Origin of the sequence: Chryseobacterium sp. PMSZPI (assembly GCF_002835665.1) — a bacterium.
Classification (GTDB): Bacteria; Bacteroidota; Bacteroidia; order Flavobacteriales; family Weeksellaceae; genus Chryseobacterium.
In genome coordinates this window covers 106,225-119,233 of record NZ_PIZV01000004.1, presented here as the reverse complement: position 1 = coordinate 119,233, position 13,009 = coordinate 106,225, and the positions used below count along the sequence as shown (strand labels likewise).

Annotated in this window: 13 protein-coding genes; 9 read left to right on the top strand and 4 right to left on the bottom strand. The window is 34.4% G+C overall.

From position 1 onward, the window contains the following. From CW752_RS01620 to CW752_RS01585, 8 genes are all read left to right on the top strand, one after another. Nucleotides 1-215 (top strand): T9SS type A sorting domain-containing protein (locus CW752_RS01620; protein ID WP_185117548.1); only part of this gene is annotated, 215 nt, incomplete at its 5' end. Between the two features lie 167 nt (nt 216-382). Continuing rightward, the gene (locus CW752_RS01615) at nt 383-2,617 is read left to right on the top strand and encodes a zinc-dependent metalloprotease (protein WP_101238051.1); all 2,235 of its coding nucleotides are present in this window, start codon (nt 383-385) and stop codon (nt 2,615-2,617) included. Between the two features lie 453 nt (nt 2,618-3,070). Then, nucleotides 3,071-3,778, top strand: a complete 708-nt coding sequence (locus CW752_RS01610; RefSeq protein WP_101238050.1) for a glycohydrolase toxin TNT-related protein — start codon at nt 3,071-3,073, stop codon at nt 3,776-3,778. 13 nt (nt 3,779-3,791) lie between these two features. After that, complete coding sequence (locus CW752_RS01605) at nt 3,792-4,211, top strand: hypothetical protein (RefSeq protein ID WP_101238049.1); 420 nt, start codon at nt 3,792-3,794, stop codon at nt 4,209-4,211. A gap of 131 nt (nt 4,212-4,342) precedes the next feature. After that, a complete protein-coding gene (locus tag CW752_RS01600) occupies nt 4,343-4,810 on the top strand; it encodes a nucleoside triphosphate pyrophosphohydrolase family protein (protein WP_034694493.1) in 468 nt (155 codons plus the stop codon). Nucleotides 4,811-4,813: 3 nt separating this feature from the next. Further along, the gene (locus CW752_RS01595) at nt 4,814-5,377 is read left to right on the top strand and encodes a TlpA family protein disulfide reductase (RefSeq protein WP_101238048.1); all 564 of its coding nucleotides are present in this window, start codon (nt 4,814-4,816) and stop codon (nt 5,375-5,377) included. Nucleotides 5,378-5,380: 3 nt separating this feature from the next. Then, a complete protein-coding gene (locus tag CW752_RS01590) occupies nt 5,381-5,986 on the top strand; it encodes a DUF4230 domain-containing protein (RefSeq protein WP_101238047.1) in 606 nt (201 codons plus the stop codon). Nucleotides 5,987-6,073: 87 nt separating this feature from the next. Further along, a complete protein-coding gene (locus tag CW752_RS01585; protein ID WP_101238046.1) occupies nt 6,074-6,277 on the top strand; it encodes a hypothetical protein in 204 nt (67 codons plus the stop codon). Between the two features lie 84 nt (nt 6,278-6,361). Here CW752_RS01585 and leuB read toward each other — a convergent pair whose 3' ends face one another. From leuB to CW752_RS01565, 4 genes are all read right to left on the bottom strand, one after another. After that, nucleotides 6,362-7,486 (bottom strand): 3-isopropylmalate dehydrogenase, encoded by a 1,125-nt coding sequence (gene leuB / locus CW752_RS01580; protein ID WP_101238045.1) that lies wholly within the window; start codon nt 7,484-7,486, stop codon nt 6,362-6,364. Beyond that, nucleotides 7,467-8,075 carry a 3-isopropylmalate dehydratase small subunit gene (leuD, locus tag CW752_RS01575; RefSeq protein WP_101238044.1) on the bottom strand — a complete coding sequence of 203 codons (609 nt, stop codon included), beginning with the start codon at nt 8,073-8,075 and terminating at the stop codon, nt 7,467-7,469. The genes leuB and leuD overlap by 20 nt, the downstream gene beginning before the upstream one ends. Nucleotides 8,076-8,259: 184 nt before the next feature. Further along, the gene (gene leuC / locus CW752_RS01570; protein WP_101238043.1) at nt 8,260-9,648 is read right to left on the bottom strand and encodes a 3-isopropylmalate dehydratase large subunit; all 1,389 of its coding nucleotides are present in this window, start codon (nt 9,646-9,648) and stop codon (nt 8,260-8,262) included. Nucleotides 9,649-9,679: 31 nt separating this feature from the next. Continuing rightward, a complete protein-coding gene (locus tag CW752_RS01565; RefSeq protein ID WP_101238042.1) occupies nt 9,680-10,843 on the bottom strand; it encodes a 2-isopropylmalate synthase in 1,164 nt (387 codons plus the stop codon). A gap of 149 nt (nt 10,844-10,992) precedes the next feature. Between CW752_RS01565 and CW752_RS01560 the strand changes: the two genes are divergently transcribed. Continuing rightward, nucleotides 10,993-12,540 (top strand): hypothetical protein, encoded by a 1,548-nt coding sequence (locus CW752_RS01560; RefSeq protein WP_101238041.1) that lies wholly within the window; start codon nt 10,993-10,995, stop codon nt 12,538-12,540. The last annotated feature ends 469 nt before the right edge of the window (nt 12,541-13,009 follow it).

Below are 13,009 nucleotides of genomic sequence, written 5' to 3'. Positions count from 1 at the left end.
ATTTGATCACAGATATCAGAGTTTATCCTAATCCGGTAAAAGATATACTACACATTTCAAATACAACATCTGAAGATTATAAAATCTTCGATATGGGTGGAAAACTAATTGACTCAGGAAAACTTCAAAGAGGCACTGTAAATGTCAGCAGCCTTATAAAAGGTGCTTATATGCTTCAAATAGGAGAAATAGCAAAACGATTCATTAAGAACTAGTAACCCTTACATTAAACTATGTGAAAGACTGCCCTTCCAAGGGGCAGTCTTTATTTTTAATGTATAACATATTTAATTTTATTCAATTTTTAAAAAAAAATTATAAAAAAGCACATATTTCACTTCATTTTTTGCTAGCTTTGGGGCGCACAAAAAATCACTCATCCATGAAAAAAAATATATTCTTGGTGGGAATGCTTATCATATCCGGTATTTCCTTTGCTCAAACCGATCGTTTATGGACTCAACGTTCTCCAAAAAGCTCTTCACCGGTTTTTGAAAACATGCTCAATATTGATAGTCCAAAGCTTTATCATTTAGATATTGATGGTTTAAAGAGTACATTATCAAGAGTTCCCAAAAGATCAGCAACTGAGAAATCAACAATAATAATCTCTCTTCCTGGCTCCACAGGAAGGATAGAAAATTTTAAAATAACAGAGAATTCAAATTTCGATCCTGAATTAGCTATCAAATATCCTGATATTAAATCTTATATGGGAGAAGGTATAGAAAACCCTGCTTCTGTTGTGTATTTCAGCATTTCCCCACTAGGCCTGTCCTCAATGGAAATCTATAATGATAAATCTGCGGTTTTTATTGAACCTTATACTCAAGATTTATCGACTTATGTTGTTTATAAAAAATCTGACAGAAAAAACGATTTAAATAAATTTGAATGTACTGTTCTTGAGTCAGCTCAGAAAGGAGCTTCGGCTATAACAGCTAAAAATGCCAATGATTCCACCCTGCGTACATTCAGATTAGCGCTTTCCTGCACTGGAGAATATGCTACTTATTTTGGCGGAACAAAAGCACAGGCTTTAGCAGCAATGAACAATACCCTTACCCGTGTAAACGGTATTTTTGAAAATGATTTTGCCGCAAGAATGGTTCTTATCCCCAATAATGATGCAATCATTTATACCAATGCTGCTACAGATCCCTATTCTCCTTCAGCTCAAATGGATAATTGGAATTTTCAGCTGATGAACACTCTGAATACAACTATCGGTAATGCTGGTTTTGATATAGGCCATTTATTTGGAAGAGATGGTGGAGGTGGTAATGCCGGATGTATCGGATGTATTTGCAATGATGATATGTCCACTTACACTTACCAGGGAGTTACTTATCCAAATAATTATAAAGGAAGCGGATACACTTCCCCTTCCAATGGTATTCCATCGGGAGATACTTTTGATATTGACTTTGTTGCTCATGAAATGGGGCATCAATTTGGTGGAAACCATACATGGTCTTATGCTACTCAAACCGACTTACAATCCGTAGAACCGGGATCAGGATCTACGATTATGGGGTATGCAGGAATTACCAATTATGATGTTCAGAAAAATTCAGATCCTTTTTTCCATGCCAAGAGTATAGAACAGATTACAAACAATATTAAAACAAAAACCTGTTCTGTAAATACACCTACAGGAAATTCTATCCCTACTGCTAATGCCGGACCGGATTATACAATTCCTAAGAGCACACCGTTTGTGCTTACAGGTTCCGGAACAGATACTGATGGTGATCCACTGACTTATATCTGGGAACAAATGGACAAAGGAACGTCTGCACAAACAGCGGGTAATTCAGCTGCAATTGCTACAAAAACAGCCGGACCTATCTTCAGATCCTGGAAACCTACGACTTCGCCTGTAAGATATTTTCCCAAAATGTCATCTATTATGGCCGGAGCTTCAACTACTGCAGGAAGTAACATTAATGTAGAAGCTCTTCCTTCTGTTGCAAGAACACTAAACTTCAGATTTACAGTTCGGGATAACAGGCCTGGCGGAGCAGGAAATAATTCAGATGATACTAAAATCACTGTAAATGCAGTTGCCGGTCCTTTTATTGTTACCTCGCAAAATACTGCTGTTTCTTACGTCAAAGGAAGTAACCAAACTGTTACCTGGGATGTTGCGGGCACAACCGGGAACGGAGTGAATGCTGCGAATGTAGATATTCTTTGGTCCACCGACAGCGGAAACACCTGGACTACTCTATTAGCTGCAACACCTAACGACGGGGCACAAATCATCACCATTCCGAATGCTGTGACAACTAACGGTAGGATTATGGTAAAAGGAAGTAATCATATTTTCTTTAATGTCAATAGCGCTAACATTACTGTAACTGAAACTACCACCAAATCTACTACAGAAATTACAGTAGAAGAATCAACGGAAATCAAACTTTATCCAAATCCGGTAAAAGATATTTTAACACTTACGAATACCAGTACAGAAGAATATAAAATCTATGATATGTCAGGAAGGCTCATAGATAGTGGTAATCTCGAAAGAGGAACAGTGAATGTAAGTAAACTCTCTAAAGGAACTTATCTTATTCAGGTTGGAGAATTTACCAAAAGATTCATAAAAAAATAACACCCTAAAGTATACGATGTGAAATAAGCTGCCTCATTTTTTGAGTCGGCTTATTTTTATTATAAGCGATATGGTCTGATTTTCAATCATGCAAACCGTTAATAATTTAAAATCAACCCATAAAAGCATTACTATTAAAAATATACTTTAAATTAATTTTTTTAACTTAAATTTATCACTCAATATTATATTTTATTGTACCGCTTACTCAGTTTGTATTGGAAAGGTATTTCTTCATTCGTTTTTGCAATTGATGGAAATTAATACTCTTTCCATTGTATCACTGGTGAAAATTGATCCATCAATGTATTTTGCCAATACTTATTTTGATCATGTAAATCTGATTATATGACCAGAATAATATTGTCATTTTTCTAAACGCGGTCACTGCATCAAAAACTAGAGTCCCTTGGTAATACATCATTAAAACTTTACATTATTAAAAACTATTATATGAAACACTTGTTTAAACATGTATTTTTTCTGACAATCGCTTTATTTTCAATAGCATGCAGCTCAGATCGTGAAGAAGAAACTCCACCTCCCACAACCCCTGTTAAAATCGTATTTTACAAAAATGCTGATGAATTTGCAGCCACCTATGACACATCAGGCATCGTAAGTCAAAGCATCAGAGTACAAGCATTTGATTTATATAAACAAGGCAAATGGAGTGAACTGGAAGCACTTTTTAACGCCAACAAACTGAATGGCGGCTGGCCACCTGCAAATGGCGGATATAATATCGTTGATGAAGTCCCAATTCTACCCGGACAGAAATTTGACAGATATAGTGGAGCCATCAACTATAGTGGAACCGGAACACCTACTTTTGGCGGGAATTTCACAAGTCCTATTATCAACGGATATGTTTACACATTCACACAAAGAGCTCTAAATCAAGCAGAAAATAAATATGATTTCTATTATGAAATTGATGTTTTGAATAGCTTACCTTTCAAATCTCAAACGGCAGATATCATTCCCTGGTTCAATCAAACAGGTAATGGAAAGCAAACGATGTGGAAAATCCCAATTGATATTACGACAGGCTATCAAAAGACATGGAATAAACTAGCCGAAGAAGGATATATTAAAATAACTATTAAAAAAAGTCCAAGCGGAAAATACAATAACTTAGTAGGGACCGTTATACAGTAATAAATAAATCAAAATGTATCCAATATCAAAAAAAATAAGCATTGGTAAAAAAGCTCTTCTTGAGAAGGATATTTTTACCAATGATGAAATTTCTCCATCCGCTATCGTCAACTTTATCTGTGGTGATTGCAATCATCAAAATACCGTTGAAATAATTCCATATCAATCCGGATATCCAATTATTCAGATGTATCACAATGATCAGGTGCTATCCAAAAACGAATTATTGAAAAACGGACTTGCTACTGAAACATCAACCGGAATGCAACACTTTGGAGAAATAACAGTCAATAATTTACCTACCTTATATTTTGGAACAGCTTGCTCAACCTGTCATTCAAAATATATTGGCGTGTTCAGCTATGGGGAAAAACAACCGGGATTGACTATATTAAATATTTCAGGAATATGGAAATATCAGGAATTGAAATAGCTTAACTTTCTGACTTTAAAGTCCACAATTTGAGATTGTGGACTTTTTTATATGAATTATTCGGTTTCCTGCATTAATACATTTTACAAATTACAAATCGTTTTCTATCTTTGTGGTAAATAAAAAAATTCATGGATAAAATTGATAGTTTGAACCAAGTAGCAGAATTCCATACTACTTTCAAAGCCCCTATTTTAGATACCCCACAAATCCCTTCTCCGGAAAGATGCAATCTTAGAGTAGAACTTCTACAGGAAGAACTTAACGAATTGAAACAAGCTATCGCTGATAACAATATCGTAGAGATTGCTGATGCACTTTGTGATTTACAATATGTTTTGAGTGGTGCGGTATTAGAATTCGGTCTTGGCAACAAATTTGTAGAGTTGTTCAACGAAGTTCAGCGTTCCAATATGTCAAAAGCATGCGATAATGAAGAACAGGCTAAGGAAACTGTTGAATTCTATAAAGAAAAAGAAGTAGAATCTTTTTATGAAAAGTCCGGAGAAAAATTCAATGTTTACAGACAGGCGGATCATAAAGTATTAAAAAACAAATACTACTCTCCTGCCGATTTAAAATCTATTATCGAAAAATAAAATATGAAAAAATTTATTACCAATATTGTTGCCGTTTCAAGTTTATTTTTGGCTACCCAGCAGTTTAATGCTCAAAAGACAGTAGTAAACCGTGAAGTTGAAACCCAAAAAGACGGCAAAATGCTTTTGGGCCATCAGCTGAAAGAGCAATTTTTAAAAGCTCCTTACTCAGATTGGTACGTGAAAGAGCACGATGACTACGCTCTTGATCAAAAAGCCATCAGTGAACTTAGAAAAGAAAGACTAGGTACCTATGACATCATTGTTTTTATGGGAACCTGGTGTGAAGACAGTCACAGAGACTTTCCTAGGCTGATGAAAATATTGGAAGAAGTAAGTTTTCCGGAAAGTAAACTTAGTATTATTGCCGTAAACCGTAAAAAGGAATCTCCTTCCGGTGATGAAGGGCTTTATAACATTCAAAAAGTGCCTACCATTATCCTGAAAAGATATGGAAAAGAAGCAGGAAGAATTGTAGAAATGCCAACTTCAGGATATATTGAAAGAGATTTAGCAGAAATCCTGAAAAAAAATGACTCTTCTGTCATCAAAGAAATTTTTAAATAGATTTTGAGAAATTATAAAGTAATCATACCGTTTATAGCAGGCGCAGGTGCCATGCTGCTTTTGTTTTTTGGCCTTAAATCTTGTTTTAATCTTGGCGGAAAGACGGAAAAGTCAGATTATTATATTCTGACCAACCAAATTTCCAGGATGAATAAGATGGTTGTAATGGAACAGAATACTTCCAGCATGCAGAAAACCAAAATGGGATATGAAGTATTCGGGAAAGAAGTGTCAAGCAATAGCATTATTACCTATACTAAAACCAATGCACAGGTTTCCTATGATCTTAATAAAATGAAGATTGAAGTGGATTCCATCAACAAAAAACTGGTCATTACTGATCTGCCGGATGCCGATATAAGAATTACACCAAGTGTGGAAATCCAGTCTTTGGATGATTCTTTTTTTAATAGAATTTCGGAGAAGGATATTAAAAATGTAACGGAGAAAGCCAAAGAAACGGCAATTAAGTCCATTGATCAAAATCAGTTGAGAAGTGAGGGTCGTAAACAATTAATGGAAAATCTGAATAATGTTTTTGTATTGGCAAAAGCCCTGAATTATAAGATTGAAGATAAAACAGGAAAAATTGGAATCTTAGGACTCTAAAGTAGATTAAGTATTATATTTCTATTTTTGGCAAAAACTTTGAATGACTTTAATATAAAGATTTCTTGAAATTAAAAATTTAAAGTTATGAACACCAAAGGAAATAACAAAAAGAAAGAATCTGCCAATGCTGCAGAAACCAAGAAACAGAATCAGGATTTTCAGAATATTCCTGCTTCGTCAAAAAAAACCAACCCACCTGATATAAAAAAAGAAGATATTCAAAAGTCTTCAAAAATAAATCGGGGAAAACGGATAATACAAAAGGATAAACCATTAAGAATGGTTTAAAATATTTCCAATAATAAAATTGAAAGGTTCCGTCTCATAAGAGACGGAACCTTTCTTCTAACTATCTAAGTGAACTATAATTGTCTATACAATGGTTGATTTTCCGATTTTCACATTCTCAAAATTATAATAAGATTTCTCTGAATATCGGATATGATCTGCAATAAAACTTCCTACTTCGCTCGTAGAGTAATACTGTTTCGTATTAAGATCTATCGTGACATATTTATTTTCAATAGCATGTTCTACAGACTGTCTTAATTTTTCTGCGGCCTGTTTCAAATTCAGATGATCAAGCATCATGGCCACACTCAGGATAGAAGCTACCGGATTGGCAATTCCTTTTCCTTTTGCCTGTGGATAAGAACCATGAATAGGCTCAAACAAAGCATTTTTATCACCAATGGATGCAGAAGGTAATAACCCGATAGATCCTCCGATAACACTTGCTTCATCAGAAATAATATCACCAAACATATTTTCAGTTAAAATAACATCAAACTGTTTCGGATTAAGGATCAGTTGCATGGCTGCATTGTCCACAAACATATAATCTAATTGCACATCAGGATATTCCGGTGCAATTTCCTGGCATATTTTCCTCCACAATCTTGAAGTATCTAAAACATTAGCCTTATCAATAAGGGTCAGCTTTTTCTTTCTCTTCTGAGCTTCTTTAAAAGCCATATGAGCGATTGGAATAATATCCTCACGATTATATTTACAGACATCATAAGCATAAGCACCTTCAGGATCTGTAAATTTTTCACCAAAATAAATTCCGCTTACCAATTCTCTGAAAATCTGGATATCGGCACCTTCAATAATCTCTCTTTTAAGCGGACTTTTTTCAATAAGAGACGGATAAGTTTGTAAAGGACGGATATTGGCAAATAATCCCAATTCCTTACGCAGCTTTAATAATCCTTGTTCCGGTCTTACTTTAGCTTCAGGATTATTATCAAATACGGGATCTCCTATTGCCCCGAAAAGAACGGCGTCCGATTCTTTACAAATTTTCAAAGTCTCTTCCGGTAATGGTTCTCCGGTTTTAAAAATAGCTTCTGCCCCAATTAATCCATAATCAAATTGAAATTTATACTGGAAAGCCTCAGCAATTACATCAAGTATTTTGATACTTTCGCTGATGATTTCAGGACCAATTCCATCTCCTGGAAGAACTGCAATTTTAAAATAATTGTTGCTCATTTGCTTTTTGTGTTTTTAGTTCAAATTCTGTGATCGCCTGTTTTTTACTGATTAAAAAATCAATATCGTCATAGCCATTTAAAAGGCATATTTTTTTGTAAGAATCAAGTTCAAAAGTTTCGGTTGTATCTTTAAAGCTAATCGATTGTAATTCCACATCTATAGCAATTTCATTGTCCGGATTTTCATGAATTCCTTCTAAAATTTCTTTTAAAAACTCTTCAGAAACTTTTACCGGAAGAAGCCCATTGTTTAAAGCATTTCCTTTAAAAATATCGGCAAAGTAACTGGAGATAATCACTTTAAATCCATAATCCGTTAATGCCCATGCAGCATGTTCACGACTACTTCCACATCCGAAATTATTTCCTGCCACCAAAATCTCTCCTTTAAACTTTGGATTATTTAATACAAAATCGGAATTAGGTTCTCCGGTATGAATATTAAACCTCCAATCTCTGAACAAATTTTCTCCAAAGCCTTTTCTGTCAATACTTTTTAAGAATCTTGCCGGAATGATCTGATCTGTATCTATATTTTCTGCAGCTAATGGAACTGCAGTGGATTTTATAATAACTAATTTTTGCATGTACTTTATATTGAGCTTAGAACCACATTTTTTTTACACTTTAGTTCACATAAGGATGAAAATCAAAGATTTTCAAAAAACTTAAGTACTTTTTTATCCGATTAGATGATAACTTTTCTTACTTAAGTGTTATTACCTTTTGTGTCTTTGTGGTTAAAATTATATTTAAAAATTTCTTTTCATTTTAATTCAAACTTTCAAAAGCTGAAATTCTACCTTCTATAGCGGCCTTAGCAGCCGTAAGTGGACTCGCAAGAATAGTTCTTGCCCCTTGACCTTGTCTTCCTTCAAAATTTCTGTTTGAAGTGGATACACAATATTCTCCTTCCGGAATTTTATCGTCATTCATTGCTAAACATGCCGAACATCCCGGCTGTCGGATCTGAAATCCTGCTTCATTAAAAATTTTATCCAATCCTTCTTCATAAATCTGCTTAACAACCTGCTGTGATCCTGGTACAATTAAGGCTTTTACAGATTCAGATTTGCTTTTTCCTTTGATATATTGGGCTGCAGAACGGAAATCTTCAATTCTGGCATTGGTACAACTGCCTATAAATACATAATTAACTTTAATATTAGAGATGGCCTGACCTGCTTCTAATCCCATATATTGTAAGGCTTTTTCTTCAGATTCGCTTTGCGGAGCAGGAATGGTTTCATGAATTGAAATTCCCATTCCCGGATTGGTTCCATAAGTAATCATCGGATAAATTTCTGAAGCATCAAAACTGAGTTCCTTATCAAAAACAGCTTCTTCATCCGTTTTTAATGTTTGCCAGTACTCTATTTTCTCTTCCCAATCTTCTCCTTTAGGAGCGAACTTTCTTCCTTTTACATATTCAAAAGTGGTGGTATCCGGAGCGATCATTCCTCCTCTTGCTCCCATCTCAATACTCATGTTACACACTGTCATTCTTCCTTCCATAGACATTTCCTCAAATACGTTTCCTGCATATTCACAGAAATAACCAGTTCCGCCATCTGTTCCAATCTTTGAAATGATATAAAGAATCACATCTTTAGGCTGAACATGATCATTCAATTTACCATTGACAGTTATTCTCATGGATTTTGGCTTATTAAGCAACAGACATTGGCTTGCAAATACCTGCGCCACCTGGCTTGTTCCAATTCCAAAAGCAATGCTGCCGAAAGCGCCGTGTGTGGAAGTATGACTATCTCCACACACTATGCTCATTCCGGGTTGAGTAATTCCTAATTCGGGAGCAATAATATGGACAATGCCCTGGTATTGATGTCCCAAACCAAATAACTCTATATGATTTTTTGTACAGTTCTGCGTAAGCTGCTGGACCTGATTTCTAGATAATTCATCTCGAATCGGTTGTTCCTGATGTAAAGTAGGTACATTATGATCTGCAGTGGCTACAATCTGATCCGGTCTGAATATTTCCAGATTTCTTGATTCCAGTTCTGCAAAAGCCTGAGGGCTTGTCACCTCATGGATCAGATGTTTGTCAATATATATAATTTGAGGTCCGTCAGGAATTGTTTCCACTACGTGAGCGTCCCAAACTTTATCAAAAAGTGTCTTTCTATCGTTCTTCATTTTTTTACTGTATCTTGATTTAAATCAAACCCTATCCTATTTTTCTGTTAAAAGCATCCATAATCAAATTCAGATCATCGTTACAGATTTCTTTTTTCATATCGGCAACCTTTAGGAATTCCTGATATAGGTAATCTAGTTCGTTCTTAGTAACATTATATCCGATATGTTTAAATCGATATGCAAGTGCAGAACGTCCGCTTCTTGCTGTAAGGATGATAGAAGAGGCATTTACTCCTACTTCTGCAGGATCGATGATTTCATAGGTTTCTCTGTTTTTAATCACCCCGTCCTGATGGATTCCTGAACTATGAGCAAAGGCATTTGCTCCTACAATAGCTTTATTGGGTTGAACAGACATTCCCATTAAGTCGGAAACCATTCCGCTCATCTCATTCAACATTCTGGAGTTGACGTCGGTATATAGATTTAAATTTTTATGCTGTTTTAAAATCATAACAACTTCTTCCAATGCCGTATTTCCTGCTCTTTCTCCTAAACCATTGATTGTACATTCAATCTGCCTTGCTCCATTAATGGCTCCGGCAATAGAATTAGCAGTTGCCAATCCCAAATCGTTATGACAATGGCATGACAGAACAGCTTTTTCAATTCCTTTTACATTTTCTTTCAGATATTTTATTTTTTGTCCGTATTCTTCAGGCAGACAATATCCTGTAGTATCCGGAATATTCAATACGGTAGCTCCTGCTTTAATCACCGCTTCGCATACCTGAGCCAGATATTCATTATCTGTTCTTCCCGCATCCTCTGCATAGAATTCTACATCTTCCACATAGCTTTTAGCATATTTTACAGCTTCGGCAGCACGTTCAATAATATCTTCTCTTGTAGAATTGAATTTATATTTGATGTGAGAATCCGAAGTTCCGATTCCTGTGTGAATTCTTGGTCTTTTAGCAAATTTCAGGGCTTCAGCAGCAGTATCAATATCTTTTTTATTCGCTCTTGTCAGTCCGCATACTTTAGCATTTCTTACCAGTTTTGAAATTTCAGAAACCGATTCAAAATCTCCCGGACTGGAAATTGGAAATCCTGCTTCTATGATATCAATCCCTAGCTCATCAAGCCTTTCAGCAATCATCAGCTTTTGTCCCGTATTCAGTTTACATCCCGGAACCTGTTCCCCATCCCTCAGTGTCGTATCAAAAATTTCAATTTTTTCGGAATTCATAAATAAAAGTTTTTTACTTAATTTTGATCCAAAACTACAGCATGCAATATTTTTTCATTTTCATTTTTCTTGAAAATTACAATATTCAACTGTTGAAGAAATAGACATATCTATCTATTAATCAAAATATTAAAATACAAAAATTTACAATGGCAGAATTGCAGAAAGATTTTTTGTTTGTACTGGTAAAGTCATTGAACACTTCGGAAAAACGACAATTTAAGTTGTATGTAAATCGTCTCGGGATCAACGTAGATGCCAAATTTCTATTGCTTTTTTCTGAAATGGACAAAATGAAAGAATACGACGAAAGCATTATCATTGAGAAAAAAATTTCCACGAAACAACAGCTTTCTAATCTTAAAGCGCATTTGTATAAACAAATTCTGGTAAGTCTTCGCATGAATCCAAGCCATCAGAATTATAGAATACAGCTTAGAGAACAGCTTGATTTTGCCAACATTTTATATCAAAAAGGACTTTATAAACAGGCATTAAAAATATTAGATAAGACAAAACAAACAGCCCTGGAACTGGATGAAAAAAGCATTGCCTCCGAAATCATAGACCTTGAAAAAGTAATTGAATCTCAGTTTATTACAAGAAGTATTGTAGGACGTGCGGATGAACTGATCAGACAGTCACAGGAAATAAGCAGACAAAATCGTTACACAACTAAATTATCTAATCTTTCCTTGAAATTATACAGTGAAATGCTGACTCATGGTTACGTAAAAAATGATACGGACAGAGAGGAAGTTCTGGATATTTTTAATCAGGAAATCAAAAAAATTAAGTTTGAAAATCTGAATTTTACAGAAAAGCTATGGTATTTTAAAGCCCATGTTTGGAAGAATCAGCTTCTTCAAGACTATAAATACACTTTGAAGTATGCTTACCAATGGGTAGATCTATTTCATAAAAAGCCGGAAATGATCTTTAGCCATCCGGTTTGGTACATTAAGGGAAATACTTATTTGTTGAAAATCCTGTTCCTTTATGGAAACATTGATATTCTTGAGGAACATTTTGAAAAATTCAGTAAAACAGTTCATGGAGAAAGTTTTGCCCAAAATGAAAACCTTCAGTCATTAATATTTCTTACACACTCTAATACTTTGATGAATATTCACTTTGTAAAAGGTGAGTTTTTCACAGGAACCAAGCTTATCCCTGAAATTGAGTTAAAAATGGAGAAACTTCGTGAAAGAATTGATGAGCATCATTTTATGATTCTTTATCTTAAGATGGCTGCGATGTTTTTTGGCAGCAAAATGTTTAAAAAATCAATAGAATATTCTATGAGGGTAATAGAATCAAAAGGAAATGTACAGGAAGACCTTCTTTTCCATACCAGAATTTTGATTTTAATGGCGAAATATGAGTCCGGAAATGATGAAGATTATGATGAATTTATTGCATCTACTTTAAAATTTGCTAAAAAGATGAAGAAACCTGAAGAATTCCATTTTGAAAGTATTAAATTTTTCAAACATCTGAACAATCAGGTTTTAGTCCAGCAACAAATGGCTTTTGAAGATTTTGACAAAAAGTTGGAAGAATTTTCTAAAAACGAATATTACAGAAGATCACTATTTTATATTGACATCCATGGATGGATAAAGTCTAAGGTTCAAAATGTAGATGTAATTGAGATTATCAAGCAGAAAGTGAAATATAAAAGGAAAAATCACTAGAAATTAATTTCAAAGGTGTTTTTATGGAAAAAGAGCAAAAATTGTGGGGCTTAGAATATTTAGATCTGTTTCATTTTAAAATGTAACGCAAAGGATTTCTATTATCCGGTCTTGTATTTTAGGAAGCAAAGGCTGAATCAATTGTATTGATTCTTTCTAAGCGTACGCATATCCATATCGCTTCATCAGCGACTTTTGTCGCTTTCTTAGCTCCCTTATCAATAATGAATTGAATATTGTCTTTGCGTTGAAATTAAATTTCAATATAAAGCTTAGAGGAGTAAAAGATAATTCATTTTTTTTCTTCAGATTAACTAATTTTTTACCCAGCCCACAACTTTTGCACCTGATCCGTTTTTATTTTTTTAAATCTCGCAAATTTTGCAGATTAAGCAGATAATATATTGTTAAAAAGAAGTTGTTATTTTATAGGAATTAAAATGCTATATAAAATAATTAGATATTTATA